At 46.3% G+C, this 18,144-nt stretch carries 16 protein-coding genes; 4 read left to right on the top strand and 12 right to left on the bottom strand.

The genetic code is table 11. The features are described from left to right. Positions 1 to 75: 75 nt before the first annotated feature. A complete protein-coding gene (locus MKX36_RS03380) occupies positions 76 to 1,470 on the bottom strand; it encodes an MFS transporter (RefSeq protein WP_025363981.1) in 1,395 nt (464 codons plus the stop codon). 173 nt (positions 1,471 to 1,643) lie between these two features. Between MKX36_RS03380 and MKX36_RS03375 the strand changes: the two genes are divergently transcribed. Beyond that, the gene (locus MKX36_RS03375) at positions 1,644 to 2,558 is read left to right on the top strand and encodes an AraC family transcriptional regulator (RefSeq protein ID WP_016819399.1); all 915 of its coding nucleotides are present in this window, start codon (positions 1,644 to 1,646) and stop codon (positions 2,556 to 2,558) included. A 153-nt stretch (positions 2,559 to 2,711) separates the two neighbouring features. On the opposite strand, the gene MKX36_RS03370 is transcribed toward MKX36_RS03375, so the two are convergent. Next, positions 2,712 to 3,800, bottom strand: a complete 1,089-nt coding sequence (locus MKX36_RS03370; RefSeq protein ID WP_340864219.1) for a site-2 protease family protein — start codon at positions 3,798 to 3,800, stop codon at positions 2,712 to 2,714. A gap of 333 nt (positions 3,801 to 4,133) precedes the next feature. Here MKX36_RS03370 and MKX36_RS03365 point away from each other — a divergent pair, with 333 nt between their 5' ends. Both MKX36_RS03365 and MKX36_RS03360 read left to right on the top strand, forming a co-directional pair. Then, positions 4,134 to 5,084, top strand: coding sequence for a macrolide 2'-phosphotransferase (locus MKX36_RS03365; protein ID WP_340864218.1), 951 nt, complete (start codon positions 4,134 to 4,136; stop codon positions 5,082 to 5,084). Positions 5,085 to 5,249: 165 nt separating this feature from the next. Next, a complete protein-coding gene (locus MKX36_RS03360; protein WP_340864217.1) occupies positions 5,250 to 8,615 on the top strand; it encodes a DEAD/DEAH box helicase in 3,366 nt (1,121 codons plus the stop codon). Between the two features lie 114 nt (positions 8,616 to 8,729). Here the strand turns inward: MKX36_RS03360 and MKX36_RS03355 are convergent, their stop codons facing one another. The 3 genes from MKX36_RS03355 to MKX36_RS03345 all read right to left on the bottom strand — a co-directional run bounded on the left by MKX36_RS03355 (position 8,730) and on the right by MKX36_RS03345 (position 10,845). Beyond that, positions 8,730 to 9,689 carry a ring-cleaving dioxygenase gene (locus tag MKX36_RS03355; protein ID WP_340864216.1) on the bottom strand — a complete coding sequence of 320 codons (960 nt, stop codon included), beginning with the start codon at positions 9,687 to 9,689 and terminating at the stop codon, positions 8,730 to 8,732. Between the two features lie 38 nt (positions 9,690 to 9,727). Further along, on the bottom strand, positions 9,728 to 10,354 hold the full coding sequence (locus MKX36_RS03350) for a nitroreductase family protein (protein WP_019686089.1): 627 nt from the start codon (positions 10,352 to 10,354) through the stop codon (positions 9,728 to 9,730). A 119-nt stretch (positions 10,355 to 10,473) separates the two neighbouring features. Then, the gene (locus MKX36_RS03345) at positions 10,474 to 10,845 is read right to left on the bottom strand and encodes an MmcQ/YjbR family DNA-binding protein (protein WP_340864215.1); all 372 of its coding nucleotides are present in this window, start codon (positions 10,843 to 10,845) and stop codon (positions 10,474 to 10,476) included. A 509-nt stretch (positions 10,846 to 11,354) separates the two neighbouring features. Between MKX36_RS03345 and MKX36_RS03340 the strand changes: the two genes are divergently transcribed. Next, positions 11,355 to 12,284, top strand: coding sequence for a ketopantoate reductase family protein (locus tag MKX36_RS03340; RefSeq protein WP_103042165.1), 930 nt, complete (start codon positions 11,355 to 11,357; stop codon positions 12,282 to 12,284). A 91-nt stretch (positions 12,285 to 12,375) separates the two neighbouring features. On the opposite strand, the gene MKX36_RS03335 is transcribed toward MKX36_RS03340, so the two are convergent. The 7 genes from MKX36_RS03335 to MKX36_RS03305 form a co-directional block, all read right to left on the bottom strand. Beyond that, positions 12,376 to 12,936: an NADPH-dependent FMN reductase gene (locus MKX36_RS03335; RefSeq protein ID WP_340864214.1), complete on the bottom strand. Its 561-nt coding sequence runs from the start codon at positions 12,934 to 12,936 to the stop codon at positions 12,376 to 12,378. Between the two features lie 142 nt (positions 12,937 to 13,078). Then, positions 13,079 to 14,086: an AI-2E family transporter gene (locus MKX36_RS03330; RefSeq protein WP_013369319.1), complete on the bottom strand. Its 1,008-nt coding sequence runs from the start codon at positions 14,084 to 14,086 to the stop codon at positions 13,079 to 13,081. A gap of 55 nt (positions 14,087 to 14,141) precedes the next feature. Next, complete coding sequence (gene psiE / locus MKX36_RS03325) at positions 14,142 to 14,558, bottom strand: phosphate-starvation-inducible protein PsiE (RefSeq protein ID WP_016819410.1); 417 nt, start codon at positions 14,556 to 14,558, stop codon at positions 14,142 to 14,144. An 88-nt stretch (positions 14,559 to 14,646) separates the two neighbouring features. Then, entirely contained in the window at positions 14,647 to 15,141 is a 495-nt protein-coding gene (locus MKX36_RS03320; protein ID WP_016819411.1) for a DedA family protein, read from the bottom strand. Between the two features lie 22 nt (positions 15,142 to 15,163). Then, positions 15,164 to 15,673 (bottom strand): CDP-diacylglycerol--serine O-phosphatidyltransferase, encoded by a 510-nt coding sequence (gene pssA, locus MKX36_RS03315; protein WP_025363970.1) that lies wholly within the window; start codon positions 15,671 to 15,673, stop codon positions 15,164 to 15,166. A 24-nt stretch (positions 15,674 to 15,697) separates the two neighbouring features. Next, a complete protein-coding gene (locus MKX36_RS03310; RefSeq protein WP_340864213.1) occupies positions 15,698 to 17,467 on the bottom strand; it encodes a sensor histidine kinase in 1,770 nt (589 codons plus the stop codon). Further along, the gene (locus MKX36_RS03305; protein ID WP_016819414.1) at positions 17,464 to 18,144 is read right to left on the bottom strand and encodes a response regulator transcription factor; all 681 of its coding nucleotides are present in this window, start codon (positions 18,142 to 18,144) and stop codon (positions 17,464 to 17,466) included. Before MKX36_RS03305 ends, MKX36_RS03310 begins: the two co-directional genes overlap by 4 nt.

Genomic DNA, 18,144 nt, shown 5'->3' with positions numbered 1-18,144 from the left:
GTAATTGTCATATCCCATTTCGCCTACTCCGTTTTCCATGGGATTTTTTTCGTGTTCAACTTATATAGCTTTGTTTCAAATACCGTGGCTGTTATGCGGCTTTTTCAGGGATGGAACAGATATCGTATTACCAGCAACTTCCTGCTTCGTGAGATCCGTCTGCTGTTGATTTTTTTTCGCACTTGCCAGCCAGCCCTCTACGTCTTTTTCCTTAATCTTGTACAGCCATGCGAACAGGCCTGCCGTAATTAAGGCCCCCACACCAGGCACTACCGCATAAAGCGCAAATATCCACGTAAGCACCTGTCCGGTCTGCGGTACATTCGGAATGTAGCCGGCAAAGGCAAGCGCATAGGCCACAATTCCACTGGCTGCTGCTCCCCCCAGTTTTCCTGCAAACGTTTGGGTAGCAAAGGCGGTTCCGCTGGCACGCACCCCTTTTTTGAATGCGCCATATTCCACGCAATCGGCGGTAAACATCGGCACCATGAGCTGCGGTGCAGAGCTGAACAGGCCAAAAAGAACTGCGAATACACACACAATAATTGGGTTGCTGTAACCGATTGCAAATAAGGATAGGCCTGTAGTAAACAATCCAAGCAAGCTGATGACATTCACTTTCCACTTGCCAAATCTTTTAATAATCGGCGGTAAAATTAATGCGGTGAGCAGTTGCACACCCAAGGAAATGAACATGAGAATTGAAATATAGATAGGATTTTTCAAGTTATATAAGGCAAAATAGCTGACGACAATCCCTTGCAGATTGGTCATGGACAGTGTCATAAACGACATCAGGTAGAATAAAAGCTGCTTGTTTTGCATGGGATACGTCATAATCTGCTTGAGCGTAACCTTCTCTGTCTTGTTGGAATAACGCTCTTTGACATTAAAGCGAGTAAAGTTCATTAAGACCAGGCCTGCTACGGCAACGATTAGTGCCAAAATTGGCCAGGAGATCTGATTGGCTACGGCTACCGAAGAGGAGGAGATGACCATAAATGCCAAGAAAACCATCGTTCGGCCTCTGGACATTAATAGATCACGTTCATGCGTATTTTTCGTCATCAGTGTAGCCAAGCCAAACCCAGGCGCATCGCTGATCGTGTAACACATTTCCCATACCAGATACGTGACAGCAATATATATCACCTTGACGGTGAGTGACGCGTCACTCGGAACGAGAAAAATAAGTACAGTAAGTATTGGCAAAATAATAGAAGCCAGATTCGTCCAGGGTTTGAACAAGCCACCCCTTAGGTTGGCCCGGTCTATGATCACACCGAAGATCGGAGCACTAAGCGCATCCCATATACGGGCTAGTACGAATAAAGTACCAATAATAGAAACAGATATGCCAACATAATCCGTATAAAATAGCATTGCAAAAGAGGCAACCAGACAGAGAATTGCGTTACTCCCCAAAAAGTAAACGTAATATGACACACGTTCTTTCGATGTTGTTTCCATAGCTCCTCCTAATTACAATATGGCATCGCTTTCAAAATCACTACATATAAGCGATTTTTTTATGTAAAGGCTTATACTAGAACACTTGTAAGCGCTCTTTTATTATAGATAAATGTTAGGTACAATGAGATTGTCTAAGCGGTGTAAAATTTGCCCTAATCGAAGGTGATCTGATGATATTAAATCCTGATGTTGATCCAGCTCTATTCCACGATTGCCAATGGCTACCTATTATTGATTGGAATGTGAAGTTTTTTGGTGCCCATATTCATCGGGTCAAAGCGGATTGGTGCATGCCTGAGGAGTCCCATATCGGTTTTGAAATTGCACTCATTCTAGAAGGTCGTCAGGAAACGATGATGGAGAATAACGTATACTCGGTGGGGGAAGGCGATATTTTAATTATTCCGCCGGGGTTCAAGCATGTGAGCCAGTGTGTATCCCCTGATGGAATGTATTATTTTAGCACCCATTTTAATGTCGATGATCCATTGTTCCGTCAAGAGATGATTAAAAGCAATCAGCTCTTTTTCCCGGCAGGCACTGAAACCAATACCAAGCTGCAGAAAGTTGTCCATAGCTGGATCAGCATGGTGCGGGAGAACGGAGAATATACGACAGCGGACCGCTTTCGCATGCAGATTGCTTTGTTTGAGCTATTCGGGATATTCTCGCAAATGATTTCTACGGGATTGGAGCCGAGAATTGCACCTTCATCCGTTCAATATGCCAAGGCCATTATGGAAGCTATTCAATCGAGGTTCAAACCTTATCGAGAGGATGAATCTGGCGAGCAGACGTTCCGGCTTGAAGATGTGGCGGCTTCCCTTGGAATCAGTCCAGGCTATGCCCAGGAAGTGTTCCGCAAGGTTTACGGCTATTCACCACGTCACTATCTATCGGAAACCAAGCTACATGAGGCTAAGGTGCTGATCCAGCAGCCCAATCTACCGCTAAACAAGGTAGCTTCCCTACTGGGATACTCCAGTCTGGCTCATTTCAGCAGACAGTTCAAGCGCTGGACAGGTACCAGCCCGCTTAAGTACCGCCAGACGTTAAAACCGATTACTGATGAGCAGAGGAGCTAGAATAAGGAAGGATAGCAATGGCTCCACTGCGTTAATCATATGAAAAAGAGCGCGACACCGTATATTCGGCCGTCGCGCTCTTTCTATTTTATTTTCTAATGAGTTTCATTGCCTTAATAATCTAAATTGATGGTGAAGTTCCTATCCTGCGAATCATAGCCTGATATCTCCTATGTGCTGGTGTACAACATACATCATCCCTATCAGGAATAAGGCCAAGCCCATATAACCGATACCGAATTTCCAGCGTGATGATGCGGGTACTTCGTAATATTTATCATTTTCAAATGGAATGTAGTCAATCCCACATAGCAATCTGAGCTGATACGCATCTGGGGTAGGTATATGTTCTACACCGTTCAGCCATACATGCTGGACAAGACACTGCTGTGGCAGCAGAAGCGTATGCTCCACATCCAGACTCTCCATATATACCGTTACATATTGCTGCCCTTCCAGATCTGAGTAGGTATTAAAGGATAATCTGCGCGTATGCTCCGGTCCAGGCAGCGGATATCCTTGCTTATATAAATGCTGTACGTTAACCAGCGGCTTCTGTAATAACGACTGAACTTTGACGCCTTCTTTATTGCGTTTGACATATTTTTTGTATAAATCATAGGCAAATAGTGCCCAAATAAAGAAAAATAAAATGGATTTCAAATACACGATCACTACAATCCCACCCAGTAGACCCACCAGCCATAACCAGCGTGTCACTGCTGTAGAAATTCGTCCTCCATCAAGCGGATGAATCGGCAGCAAATTGATCAGGTTCAGGAAAAAACCGATATATGCTAGTGCATACAAAAGTGGACTGTCTGTTGCATACGCTCCTGCGTATACGGCCATAGCCCCAACTGTCCCCAATAACGGGCCGCCCATGGCCACGTAAGCCTCTGTCTGGGCATCCAAAGGCTGTCGTTTCATGGTGATTAACGCACCGAGAAATGGAATAAATAACGGTGTCGACACCGGAAGCCCCTTGCGTTTGGCAGCCAATACATGCCCCAGCTCATGCACGAATAACAACAACACGAACCCAACCGCAAATCCCCACGGGTATATAATCGCATACGTGCCAATCGTAAACGCCATAGATATCAGCGCACCGCCAAATTTACTGAATTTTAAAAGGGCAAGTAACGATTTGCCTTTCAGCAGGAGCAATGCTGCTGCACTACCAAGATACCATTTGGATGAGCCGGATTTGGAATCGGTCTTATTGTCTTCTTTTTGCAAACGTATCCGTCTCCTTTCTCTAATACTTCCATTGTATCCTGCAATGTGCAGCTTGTAAAAACTTCTCTAGTCCACAGATAAGCGAACTGGGGAAGCTATGTACATTATCCCGTATATTGTAGACATCCTCGAATGTCGGATGGTATATTAGGGCTGGGTTAGATACCCTATTTTGTAAAAGGAGGTTTGCTCATTCATGTGTACTCACTACATGCGTCTCAGATAAAAGGCTAGGCTTCTCAATGAAGCTCAACCCGTTTTTCACATGAAGGGTTGAAGCTTGTTTAAGTTACCTTTTTTAAGACCAAATCTGAACAATGAGGTGTGTTTCATATGACTGAAAAGCGTCCCTTGACTAACCCGAATGACGTTAGCGATATATTGGCCCTTGCCCAAAACAATGGGCTTCACATACAACATGAAGGATTGGAACTCAATGAATCCGGGCTGGATTTCCGAGCCGTATTCGCCAAAGACATCCACGATACCCCTTGGGTTCTACGTACACCGCGACGAGCAGATGTGATTCAATCTGCCGCTTACGAGCATAAGGTGCTTCGGATGATTCGTGATACTCTTCCTATAGCGGTACCTGATTGGCAAATATATAGTCCAAAGCTCATCGCCTATCCTCAGTTGGGGGGAACTCCCGCTGCTACTATTGATATGGAAACAAAAAGCTATGTATGGTTCATCAACCCTGACGCTCTGACGGATAGATTCGTTGCTTCACTCGCTAAGGCCTTAGCCGCGTTGCACCGGATAGATTACCAACGGGCAGCTGATTTCGGTGTTCGCGTAAAGCAGCACGACGAAGTTCGGCAATTAATGGCTCAGCGAATGGAAGAAACACGGCGCGTCTTTGGTGTATCTGAGGAGCTGTGGCAACGATGGCAGGCGTGGCTAGCTGACGATAGCTACTGGCCGGCATATTCCGCATTTGTGCACGGCGATCTGCACCCAGGTCATATTCTAGTCTCTTCGAATACAGAGGTTACTGGAATACTAGACTGGACCGAGGCCGAAGTAGCTGATCCGGCAATTGATTTTACGAGTTACTATACTTTATTCGGAGAAGTAGAGCTTGCTCGTTTATTGAAGCTTTATGAGACAGTAGGCGGACGTGTATGGCCGCGTATGAGCGATCATATCGTCGAATTAACTTCAGCTTACCCTGTGCTTATCGCCGAATTCGCCCTTAAGTCTGGTGTGGAAGAGTATATGGATATGGCACGTAATGCGCTGGGAGTTCATAAGCAAGGAGAAGGGTTGCCCGACATATAATATAGCTATAGCCACCTGGCAGGCTTTGGTTCAATGACGGACCAAGACCTGCTTTTTTTCTTCTCTTCTTTTTCCTAAAGTTACGTTCCGCACTCCAGTGTCCTTCACCCAGTCTGTTCTGTTATCATGTAGAAAACGGAATAACTCAGGAAAGGATTACGAACCATGAGTTTTGAACTTACCCGGCGAGCGATCAGACAACTATGCAGTCAATCTGCTTATGACGACGGGGATGCCTATTATCGGGCCAAAAAGGTGGCCTTTACACAAATAGATCATAATGAAGGTGTGTATGAAGCTACAGTCAAAGGAAACGGCTTTTATGCCGTTGCTGCGATGATCCGGCCCAACGGCAGTATTCGCGCGGAATGCACCTGTAGCTCATTTCAGACCACCGGACGTTATTGCAAACATATTGCTGCTGTTCTCCTTAACGCCTATGATATGCGACGTGGAAAAAGTCTATCCGTACGCTCCTATGTCTCCAGACTTCATCCCGGCACTGCCCCAGATCCAGCGGGGAGCATGGGTTCAGACGGGATGTACACATCTACAGATGCCCCCAATGAACACACTGCTAGAATTTCACGATCCTCTGGCATCACACAAGGGGATCTCCAGTTGACCGACAGTATGTTAAAACTATTCGGCCGCAAGAGACCGCTTCGCAGCACTCCTACGCTGCTGGATACTCGTGCGATCTTGGATTTTCAATTCGTCATCCGGCCTTTTGCCTACGGTTACCAAAAATATATGTTTGGATTGGAAATGAAGGCTGGACCCAAACGATTATACATCGTTCAGAAAATTCGTCCGTTTCTGGACAGTATCGACCGTGGGAATAGCTACATGTTCACGAAGAGCTTCTCTTACGAGCCTGAGCTGTACCGCTTCCGAGCTGAACATGATGCGATCCTACAGCAATTATCCCAGGTATGCCATCAGGAGCGCATGATTCGGGAAACCTCTGGCACGTATTCAGCCTCCGGCAGTCATATGAGTGGCGAGCGAATGCTTCTCATCCCGCCTGCCGCTTGGGATAGGCTGTTCCCCTTGCTGACAGCAGCACAGGGCGTCTATTTTGAAATTCACGGTAACATGAGCGAAGGTATTCCTCAGTCCGACCTGATGCTTCCGCTGCAATTTGAATTTGATGAGGCCGAATCCACAAGCGAAGGCTACCAGTTAAGCATTCAAGGATTAGATGACTTGACCATCATGGAGGACTACGGTGTCGTCTTTGCCAATGGCAAGCTTGTCAAGCAGAAGGATGATTCCTTACGGCGTTTGTCCGAGCTAAAACGAATGGTCGAGGTACATCACAGACGAGCAGTCCAGATCGCACCAGAACAGATGGAAGCTTTTATGGATAAGGTCGTGCCCGGGTTAATGAAGCTCGGACGTGTCCATATGACCCGTTCTGTCTCAGAGCGGGTCGCCCAGCATCCGTTGAAGGCCAAGCTGTATCTGGACCGGGTAAGAGACAAACTACTGGCAGGATTGGAATTCCAATATGGAGACATCATCATCAACCCATTGGAAACAGATGCACGAACGCCAGGTAACGACCGGATTCTGATACGTGATGGGGAACAGGAGCAACGGATTTTGGAACTGATGGAGCATAGCTCCTTTGCCAGAACAGACAGCGGATATTTTATGGAAGATGAAGATGCGGAGTATGACTTTTTGTACCATACGGTTCCACAACTGGAAAAGTTGCTGGACGTCTATGCCACAGGTGCAGTCAAATCGAAAATCAATAATACGCTGCCTGTCCCAAGAATACGGGCGGAATGGGATGAACGTACGGATTGGCTTGAATTTAAATTTGATATTGAGGGTATACCGGAATCGGAAATTCGCAAGCTGCTCCAATCGTTGGAAGAAAAACAGAAATATCACCGTCTGCCGAATGGTGCCCTGCTGCCACTGGAAACAGAGGAGTACAAGGAATTAATTCGGTTCATGAACGAAACAGGTATCCGCAAAAGCGATCTGGATGCAGCGCAGATTCGAATCCCGGTCACGCAGGGTCTGTATTTAATTGATCCTCACGATCATGTGAAAAGCCTGACCTTGGGTAAAACCTTTCGCCAGCTGCTAGAAAATATACGCAATCCTGACCATCTCGACTTTCCAGTACCCGTCACGCTTGCTCCAATCTTGAGAGATTATCAGGTCTATGGTTTTCAATGGCTTAAGACCTTAGCACATTACCGTTTTGGAGGCATTTTGGCAGATGATATGGGGCTGGGCAAAACACTGCAAAGCATTGCCTTCCTCGTGTCAGTATTGCCGGAAATTCGTAGTCAGCAGCTTCCAGCCATGATCGTGTCCCCTGCATCACTGGTGTACAATTGGCGGAATGAACTGGAGAAATTCGCCCCGCATATCCGCGTCATTATTGCTGATGGCAGCCCGGAGGAACGGAGTCGAATTATACGGGATGCTGCCAGCTATGACGTTATTATTACTTCCTATCCGCTGCTGCGACGCGATGCGGATGTGTACAGCAAGCCATCGTTTCATACGCTCATTTTGGACGAAGCGCAGGCGTTCAAGAATCATGCTACCCAGACGGCACAGGCCGTTAAGGATGTACAAGCCCGTTACCGTTTTGCCCTGACAGGAACGCCAATCGAGAATACATTGGAAGAACTTTGGTCCATCTTCGACGTTGTATTTCCTGAGCTATTTCCCGGCGGAAAAAGAGCGTTTCACAACCTGCCTCGAAATGTGATTGCCAAGCGGGTTCGTCCGTTCCTGCTGCGCCGTCTGAAGAGCGATGTTCTTAAGGAACTGCCGGAGAAAATTGAATCCGTGCAGGTATCACGCCTCCTGCCAGAGCAAAAAAAGCTGTACACGGCTTATCTGGCCAAGCTCCAGCATGAAACGTTGAAGCATCTTAACGAAGAAGGATTTCAGAAAAACCGGATCAAAATTCTCGCAGGTCTGACCCGACTTCGGCAGCTCTGCTGTCATCCGGGCTTATTCATCGAAGGATATACGGGAAGCTCGGCAAAATTTGAACAACTGCTGGAGATTATTACGGAATGTCTCAGCTCCGGGAAGCGGATGCTCATTTTTTCACAGTTCACCACGATGCTTCAAATGGTCGGACGTGAGCTTTCTCGTGAGGGGGTCCCCTACTTTTACCTGGATGGGCAGACTCCCGCCCCCGAACGAGTCGAGCTGTGCAGTCGCTTCAACGAAGGAGAACGCGAGCTGTTCCTGATTTCCCTCAAGGCAGGAGGTACGGGTCTGAACCTCACTGGTGCAGATACCGTCATTCTGTATGACCTGTGGTGGAATCCCACTGTAGAGGAGCAGGCTACCAACCGCGCACACCGAATGGGCCAGAAAAAAGTGGTGCAGGTTATTCGGCTCGTCGCCCAAGGTACGGTAGAGGACAAAATGTATGAGCTACAGCAAAAAAAGAAAAATCTGATCGACCAGGTCATTCAGCCGGGGCAAGAAAGCCTTTCAGCACTGACCGAACTGGAAATTCGTGAGCTGCTCATGATCTAAACAGCTCTTCCACGCTTATTTTTACACTAATGACATTCAGATACCAAAAGGTCCAATGAGGATGGAAATCTTCCCGCATTGGACCTTTTGGTGTTCCGTATGTGATTGTCCAGCTTAAACCGATTCATCCTGTTGGAGTACTCTAGGTTCGATGGGAACCAGATTAGACTCAATCTCGGCGCGCTGAGGCTCATACCATTCAGGCAGCATCAGCTTGTGCCCCAACTCATTCAATTCCTCATCCACGGTAAATCCGGGCGGATCGGTTGCGATCTCGAATAGAATACCGCCTTGCTCGCGGAAGTATACGGCATTGAAGTATTGGCGATCTACAATGCCACTGGTCCCAAAACCATGCTGACGAACCCACTCGTCCCACTCCTGATGTTCGGTATCGTCCTGCGCGCGCCACGCAATATGGTGAACCGTACCGGCGCCGCCGTTCCCCCATGGTACATCTTTGACCGGAATGTCGATCAGGTTGCCCAAATCTCCAGTCGTCTGATAACGGATATAGCCTGCATCTGCGTCTTCTCCGATGGGAGTCATGCCCAGAACATTCTCCAGCACGCCTTGGGTGTGCTTGGAATCCGCACTGTAGAGCACTGCTCCTCCAAAGCCCTTGATCGCTTTATCTGTAGGCACGCCTCCGGCTGTCCACGTATTCACCGGGCCTTCCTCGCGCTCCACCAGTTCCAGATGCAAGCCCTCATTGTCTCGGAACTGGATGAATGACTCGCCAAAACGAGTAGCCTTCGTGAAGGATACCTTTAAGCTGTGCAGACGGTTTTCCCAGTAATCCATTGAGCCCGGCGGCACAACATACGTCGTAATCCCGACCTGTCCGCCTCCAATTTTACCCTTGCGTGTACCCGGAGCCGGAAAAAAGGTAATGATCGTGCCCGGGCTGCCTTTTTCATTCCCAAAATACAAGTGATATACTTCTGGAGCGTCAAAGTTAATTGTCTTTTTGATCAATCTCAAACCAAGCACACCTGCGTAAAAATCAACATTGCCCTGCGGATCGCCTGCAAAGGACGTAATATGGTGAATTCCAGCGGTTTTCAAAGACATCTCAATCACTCCTTAATGAACATGATGATTTACAAATTTCAAAATCCATTGTAGCTAACAAACTGTCCAACCGGCTTGCGATATCCTCTTGCCCGTTGCCCCGATTCGTCCTCTTTCCCCAAGGTGATCATCATCACAGGCACAAATTGCTCGGGGATATTCAATACTTCCTGCACCTTCGCCGGGTCAAAACCGATCATCGGGCAAGTATCCCAGCCTTTGTCCTTGGCAATCAACATAAATTGCATAGCCGACAGGCTGGCATTACGAATTGCTTCTTCCCTCTGGAAGACAGGTCCCCGCTCGCGATAAAACTGAGTTACCGATTCTACGGTGCTATCATATTCCTGCTTGCTCAGAACACCCAAATTCAGGAACCCTTCGTTGAGGTCAGCTACCTTGGTATAAGCCTCTGTATCACCCAGCACTACAATGGTAGCCGAAGCGGTTAATATTTTATACTGCTTACTTGCCTCATCATGCAGCCTTTGTTTGATCTCTGCATCCTGCACTACGATATAACGCGCATGCTGTAAATTAAAAGCCGATGGAGCAAACTTCACCAGCTGAAATATCTCTTCCAGTTCTTTTGCATCTATAGTAACATCAGGAATAAATTTAGAAGCCGATCTTCTCTCTTGAATAACATTCACCAGTTCGCTCATATTCAGGTCCACTCCTTGATATTATTTTCAAATAAATTATCTTTAAATTAAAAATATATCTTTAGTGGTTTTCTGTCAAGTAAAACTATAAAAGTGTTACTAAGGGCTTCACCAGCCCTTTACAGATCCGTAGCCCGTATCCTCATCGTAATCGCTTCGCGTTGCGCTTTGGTTAAGCTTTTGAAGACCAGCTCATACGAATGATCGATCATGCTGTACAAATCCTCCAACGGAAAGCTATTATCAACCTCTATCGTATTCCAATGCTTTTTGTTCAAATGATAGCCTGGCTTAATTGCCTTGTTCTGCTGACGCAGGTTTTCCGCAATGACCGGATCACATTTCAGGGATACGTGGCTAATGCCACCTTTTTCAGTCAGGAGAGCAAACATCTTGCCCCCTACCTTTAGTACCAGGGGATCAGCTCCAAATGGATAATCCTTAACGGCCTCTTTTTGGCTCAGACCATACGCTACAATTTGCTCAAACACCAGCCTTCTCTCCTCTGCTCCAGTTTTTGTTCTATGAACCTACCTATTTGCGCCCTATTATATCACCTTCATTACGCTACATATACACTAAGTCCGTGCTACATTTAGGGGAACTGTGCTAAAGGTAAATCATTATGGATACCGTCACACACTGTTCGGATTGGCTTTATATGGGACAGGAACCTGATATTCTGGTATACTTCCCTGAGAGGCTGTATCAATATATTCGAACGGTACTCTGGTAAGGTGTAATTTAATAAGTATAAGCGTGAGCCTATGGAGGTGAACTCGTTGGATTTTGCTCTGATCCGAAAGGACCGAGACAAAAGAACGGTCGCAAATTGACTCTTTTTTTGCCTTTCGGACCTTTTCAGCAATGTGCTGGAAGGTTTTTTGTTTTTCCAAAACCAAGGTAGGAAAGGATTTGAATGTATCATGACAAACTCGAAGGCGCTTAATGTTTTGCAACTAAAGGAAATGAAACAAAAAGTAAAGGCAGGTACCCTAGGATGCGGTTTCTAGTTGTGGGTGCAGGAGCTATTGGAGGCTATTTTGGGGGACGCCTGGTTCAAAAGGGGGAAGATGTAACCTTTCTCGTGCGCCCTTCCAAAAAGCTTCATTTGGCAGAAAACGGTCTGACGATTCAAAGTGTGCACGGAGATTTTCAGACACCGATCCAGGCTATTACCTACGGTGAAGCTGCTGAGCCATTTGACTGTATTATTCTCGCGGTCAAAGCGTACCATCTGCCTCTATTGCAGCCCGACCTTGCGGCTTATATCGGCAAAGATACCATGATTCTTCCTTTACTTAACGGTTATGAACATTTTGAATCTTTGCGCGAATATTTCGGAGCTGAAAAAGTGCTGGGTGGACTTTGTTATATCGAAACGACGTTAAATCACAAAGGCACTATCGTTCAGACAAGCCCGTTCCATCGCATTGTTTTTGGGGAATGGGATGGAGCAAATTCAGAGCGTACGCAACTATTATGTAGCCATCTTGATCATGCAGGCTTCACCGTCACACACAGTCATGACATTCAGCGTGAAATTTGGCAGAAGTATATATTTATTGCCAGCATGAGCGGAATCACAACCCTCATGGGTAGCTCCGTCGGAGCTATACTCGCCACACCCGAATCGCGTGCAATCTATGAAAAGCTACTGCATGAGATCGTCACACTCGCACGCAACGCCGATATGCCTATTCATTCAGAAATGGAAGCTCATACGCTAAAAACGATGGATTCCTTAAAGCCTGAGATGATGTCTTCCATGCAACGTGATATGCAGAAAAATCTACCGGTTGAAGCAAGCCATCTGCATGGTGCACTTCTGGCATTGGCTTCTGGCAGTAATGTCTCATATCCGATACTTGAAACGGTGTATGCCCGTTTAAAGGTCTATGAGAGCTTATTGAACACGTCTAACATTTAGATAACTGATGAATACCTGCCGTTGAATACGTAGTAGGTGGCCATCCGAAAAAGCAGATCCTTCTATGATGAAGGATCTGCTTTGAATTTTTCTATGCCTGTCCTCTGCATGCTTGCTCAAGCCCTTGAAGTAATGCTTCCAACTCCTGTCTAGTATCAGCGTTTGTAATGATGCCCTCTTGATTCAGCTTCAATGTGATATGCGGAATAATGACCTTTCCATTTTCCACAATCTCTGCATTGATCATTTGCAATGTGAGCAGCAGCGAAGCATGAGCCAGGTTACCGCCCATAGGGGACGGTGAAGCGCTAATGACCGCTGTAGGCTTGTTTACAAATTCACCTGAAGATACGAGCCAGTCCAAGGCATTTTTCAAAGCACCCGGCACACCATTCCCATATTCCGGCGTACAGATCAGCACTCCATCGGCTTGTTTCAATTGCTCCCGTAGCTCTCTTACGGAAGCTGGCCCCTCCTCTACATCCAAGTCAGGATTAAAATGGGGCAGATCCCCCAATCCATCATAAACTATGAATGATATATTTTCAGAAGACAATCCAATAGTAGCCTTCATAAGCGCGGTGTTGGAAGACTTTTGACGAAGGCTCCCCGATATAGCCAATACCTTAATCTTTTGTTCCACCCATATCATCTCGTTTCCTTTAACAATATCTAATCTTGATGCTCAGTGTACTACAGTCAACGCCAGGAAATCAAAAAATGCCTGCGGCTTCGCAGGCATTCGTCATGAAAAATCAATGGTCACTACTATGTTCGTATCTGTCGTAAATAGATTAGGTATCCTTCTCTTGCTTGCGTTGTACCCCGATCAGGTCAAGGAAGAAAACAAACAACGGAATACCTACAATCAAGCCCCACACCCCAATCAGATGCTCAGAGAAGATCAATACAACAAAGGTAAAGAAGATCGGTAAATTGGTTTTGGATGACATCAGCTTCGGGTTCAGGAAATAGGCTTCGATCGCATGAATAACTACGATCAGAATAACCAAGTAAATCACATAATTGATTCCCCCGACGCTAAAAGCAATCAGACCGAGCGGGATCAGGGAAATGAATACACCCGCCACTGGCACCAACCCCAACAAGAATATAATGAGCGCGAGGCCGAGCAGATTGGGAAAGCCCATAATCCAAAGAGCCGTCGTCGTCAATATACAGTTGATGAGTGAAATCAATAGCTGAGCTTCCAGCACCTTCCCGAATGTCCCCAGAAACATGCGTCCAAAATGGCCCACTTCCTTGAAGAACCAACCCAGCTTACTATCCACAAACGTAGCTGTAAAGCGTGTAATATAGGATTTTTCCATCAGGAAGAACAAGCTCAAAATAATCGATACCAGCAGTTGTGTTCCCAACTGGCTAATTTTCATTACCGCATTCCAGCCAGGCTCAAATAACCGCTGAACATTGAGCGTGTCCATAAATTCAATAATCGTTTCGTTCCATTGGTTACGATCAGGGTACATGTAAGCTTGCTGTATCATGAGATACACCTGCTTGACCTGTACGCTGATTAGCGGCACCATTCGGTAAACTCCCCACACGATAATCAGAATCAGCAACCCGTATACCAGTAGCAGCACAATCATAGGCGGCACATTGGCGAACCGCTTGATCAGCTTATTCACACCGTTATATATGCTGCCAATCAAAATCGTAAGCAGCAGTGTTAACAAAATAATATTCATCATGCTTCTTAACATGAAGAGCAGTAAAACGATTATCGCAAGGACGGCTGCCCGCCTGACGCCCGCATGATTCATCCAGTTTCTTACCATTCGTCTTTATTCCCTCTCTCCCACTTGACTGTCACCCTTGCAATCTTCCTCGGCATCAACTTTCTCTCTTTAACAACTTACTGTTAGCAATCAATAGAGAACCTACCATGACTAGGATAGCAATGGACCACCAGAATGTATTTTTAGCATCATCATGGTCCACAATAATGAGCCTGATGACGGCCGTAATCCCAATATAGATGAAATAACGTAATGGAAAATGAAAATTGGTTTTAAAGTACTTAACGATTAATGCAATGAATTCAAAATACAAAAAGAATACAAGCAGTTCTTCCGTGAATTCATAGTAATTTTTGTCGTCTTCTGTAGACAAGAACACATATGAAAATATGGCCCATGTTTCTTTTAGAAGTAAGAAGCTTAAAATCAGCCCGACCAGAAACAGCGAGATATTCAAGATCATTTGCAGAAAACCAGGTAACTTTTCAATATACTTCATTAATGCATTCAATACAGATCCCCTCACTGGTTGTACAGGTTCTTTTATTTATATTATCGGTGCAATACGTGAAAAATGCTACATTACTTTTGCGGTTACCTTAATGAAAGTTTATATTGGCCCCGGCAATGTAACCAATGGAGATAAAGATCAGTGTCCATACCAGAGAACCGGCGCTGGCCACCAGCATATATTTTCGTACAGGCATCGCGCTAATCCCCGACAAATAGCTTGTCGCATGTCTGACTCCTGGAATAAAATAACCGAACAAAATGGTCCACAATCCAAAGCGCGCAAACCACCCTTTTACCTTTGCAAACCGCTTTGGTGTCAGTCCCACCCACTTGCCGTGCTTATCTACCAGCGGCTGACCCAGCTTTTTGCCTAACGTGTAGCTGATCATCATCCCTGTCATCGCCCCAATGAAACTGACTAATATAGACACGGAATAATTCAGTACCATGATAGAGGATAGGTAGCCGACAAACACCATAATAATTTCATCAGGAACGGGTAGCCCTATAATTCCAAGAGCAAGCAGTGCAAAAATAGCAATATATCCGTATTGTGTAATCATGCTGATGGCCCATTCCATAGAGGCGCCACCTCCTGACCGATTATTTTTTGAAGGACGGGAAGGGAATACGGCTAACCATCAGGAACGACAGCACTACCATGAGTGCCAGCAACAACCCCGGCTTCAAATGCTCACTCCATAAAAACATAAAGGACAAAACCACACCCGCAGCTGTAATGGGCATGCCCACAAAGCCTTTGCTAAAAGCCATCAGGTTGAATCTCGCCAACCTTACCGCACCGCATATCACAAACAACACGGCTACAAGCGGTCCTATCCAGTGGGTATCTCCCAGCTTGTACTGCAAGATTAGAAAAGCAGGAGCAACACCAAATGAGACCACATCCGCCAGTGAATCAAGTTGCTTGCCAAAATCACTGGAGCAATGCAGCAGCCTTGCCAGCAAACCGTCCAGTACATCCCATAAAGCAGCCACTACCACAAGGGTAAAGGCTGTCATATATTGCTCATGAATCGTGAAGTACAGGGATAACACCCCTGCCCCCAGGTTTGCAAGTGTGCAAAGTGAGGGCAACCAATTCCATTTCATACTTGTTAACTCCTTTGCCATAGCTTAGCCTCCGAATATAACGACAAAACGGACGCCATCCTTGGTATTCTCCGCCATATAGCGGAATTCGTGTAAATCCAGAATTCGTTTAACGATCGATAGCCCGAGTCCTGTCCCACCTGTCTGGCGGCTGCGGGAGAGCTCGGCCCGGTAAAAACGATTCCATATCAGCTCCAACTGATCGTCTGGGATGGTCTCCCCCTTATTTTCAATGGAAAACGTATTGACTTCCCCAGAGCCTTCGATACGAATCGTGATCGAGCTTCCTTCCTCAGCATGCCGTATGGCGTTGACAACAAAGTTGATAATCACCTGTTCCATCCATCCTATATCGGCATGAATCGGCAGCTCATTGGCAGGAATAATGACCACTTCCAGCTGCTTCTCCTTCAACAGATGGAATAGCTTATCCACAACCTCCTCCACCAGCTCGCTCAAAATAAAGGTCGTTTTGCGAAGCTTGAGGGTTCCAGATTCCAATTTGGCAAGGTCCAGCATATCCTTGACCAATCGCTCCATTTTGTCCGCTTCCTCTACAATGACTTTCATATAATGGTCCTGCTTCCCGGCGCTGACTCCATCTTGCAGTCCTTCTGCAAACCCTTTGATAATACTTAGCGGGGTTTTCAGCTCATGAGAAGCATTGGCAAAAAAATCTTGTTGCACAGCCTCCATTCTCTGCTTCTGTTCCATGTCCTCGACCAATTGCTGATTGGCCTCCTGAAGCTCACGCAAAGCTGTGTCCAGGTTCTGGGACAGGGTATACATGCTGTAGGACAGGCTACCCAGCTCATCATTCTGCCGGATTGGCGTATGGGCTGTAAAATCGAGCTTGGCCATCCGCTTGGCGGTATTATTCAAAGTAATAAGCGGACGGGTTACCATTCGGGAATAGAACAGGGACAAAATCAGAATAAGTGCAAATCCGCCGATCCCCAGATACAGATAAAACCAGCGTAGAGCCTCATTCGTCTCACTGATTTCCTGCAACGATGTCACAGTGAACAAAAGTTCGATCTCTCCTGTGCTCTGACGAACAGGATGGACGATAACGGCATTTCGTACACCTGTCCAAGGTTCCGTCCACTCTTCCTCCAACACATCGAAATTTTTAAGTTTCTCCAGATGATCCTGGGATAAAGGAAACCATTCCTCCAGCGCACTATACAGCAGACCTTGGCGCTGACTCCATGTTTTCAGATCCGGCAGCACAATCTCTGTCACCGTACCGGACAGTCTTACACTGTCATCTGTGCTTGTCTCATCTGAAATTGATCCTATATTTTTGAAACCAAGCTTCTGTATGCCTGATGGATAAATTAAATAGGCAGAGGAGATGCCGTCAGTTCCCAACACCTCACCTTCAACGGTCACCGTGTCACCAGGCTGAATCCGCGCAGCTCTCAGTTCATCTCCGTATTCGCTCATAAACAGAGACAACGATATTTTAACGATTTTACCATCTGCTTTTCTGAGATTGATATGAAACGCATCATCCAGCTTTACTTTGCCGTCCAGCGTTACAATCGCCAGCTGGTTTTTATTCTGGAGCATAAAACGAGCTGCCTCACGCGAAACCCTGCCTGATCCCCAAGCTTCCTGGACATAACTTTGACCGAAGCTTTGCAAACGACTTTCCACACGCCCAATCTTCTGTTTCTGATAAAAATTTTCAAAAAACAGCAATTGACTTAAAATCACCATTCCGTAAAAACACAGGAAAAACACAACCGTCATAATGAACAACTTAAAGGTAACTCCCCGTTTGTTCATTCTTCCTCCTCAAACCTGTAGCCTGTACCAAAAACCGTGCGGATATGGCGTGATTCACGGCCCAGCTTACTTCTCAGCTTTTTGATATGCGTATCGACAACTCGTGTGTCCCCTTCAAAGTCGATACCCCACACCCGGTTCAGTATCGCCTCCCGTGAAACAACTATGCCTTTGTTATGTATAAGCAGCCGCAGCAGCTCATACTCCTTGGGCGTCAGCTCAACTTCCGCCTGATCTACTTCAAGCCGATGAGCCATCGTGTTGAGCATAGCACTGCCGAACCGCAAAATATGCGACTCCGGCTGCACATGTCCCTCTACCCGTTTCATCAGCGCGTTCGCGCGGGCAATCAGCACCTTGGGGCTGAAAGGCTTGGTCACGTAGTCATCTGCCCCCAGCTCAAAGCCCAATATTTTATCATCATCACCGGATTTGGCCGTCAGCAAAATAATCGGTACACCTGAATGGCTGCGTACCTGACGGCATACTTCCCAACCATCCAGTTCAGGCATCATAATATCGAGTATAATGAGTTCCGGCTGCACCGAATCAAACCAGAGGAGTGCATCTTTTCCATTGCCTGCTTCATAGACTTCCCAATTATTTTGTTTAAAATAATCCGCAATCACTTCACGAATACGTATTTCATCCTCCACGAGAAGAACTCTTTTATTCAA

Origin of the sequence: Paenibacillus sp. FSL W8-0439, from assembly GCF_038008995.1 — a bacterium.
GTDB lineage: Bacteria > Bacillota > Bacilli > Paenibacillales > Paenibacillaceae > Paenibacillus > Paenibacillus polymyxa.
The sequence above is the reverse complement of the archived record's forward strand: the minus strand, read 5'-3'. Positions and strand labels throughout refer to the sequence as shown.

Coding starts and splice junctions, on each gene's coding strand:
- MKX36_RS03330 (WP_013369319.1), bottom strand. CDS start 14,086: ATGGTAAGAAACTGGATGAATCATGCGGGCGTCAGGCGGGCAGCCGTC.
- MKX36_RS03365 (WP_340864218.1), top strand. CDS start 4,134: ATGACTGAAAAGCGTCCCTTGACTAACCCGAATGACGTTAGCGATATA.
- MKX36_RS03350 (WP_019686089.1), bottom strand. CDS start 10,354: ATGAGCGAACTGGTGAATGTTATTCAAGAGAGAAGATCGGCTTCTAAA.
- MKX36_RS03340 (WP_103042165.1), top strand. CDS start 11,355: ATGCGGTTTCTAGTTGTGGGTGCAGGAGCTATTGGAGGCTATTTTGGG.
- MKX36_RS03320 (WP_016819411.1), bottom strand. CDS start 15,141: ATGGAATGGGCCATCAGCATGATTACACAATACGGATATATTGCTATT.
- MKX36_RS03375 (WP_016819399.1), top strand. CDS start 1,644: ATGATATTAAATCCTGATGTTGATCCAGCTCTATTCCACGATTGCCAA.
- MKX36_RS03310 (WP_340864213.1), bottom strand. CDS start 17,467: ATGAACAAACGGGGAGTTACCTTTAAGTTGTTCATTATGACGGTTGTG.
- pssA (WP_025363970.1), bottom strand. CDS start 15,673: ATGAAATGGAATTGGTTGCCCTCACTTTGCACACTTGCAAACCTGGGG.
- MKX36_RS03380 (WP_025363981.1), bottom strand. CDS start 1,470: ATGGAAACAACATCGAAAGAACGTGTGTCATATTACGTTTACTTTTTG.
- MKX36_RS03355 (WP_340864216.1), bottom strand. CDS start 9,689: ATGTCTTTGAAAACCGCTGGAATTCACCATATTACGTCCTTTGCAGGC.
- MKX36_RS03335 (WP_340864214.1), bottom strand. CDS start 12,936: ATGATATGGGTGGAACAAAAGATTAAGGTATTGGCTATATCGGGGAGC.
- MKX36_RS03360 (WP_340864217.1), top strand. CDS start 5,250: ATGAGTTTTGAACTTACCCGGCGAGCGATCAGACAACTATGCAGTCAA.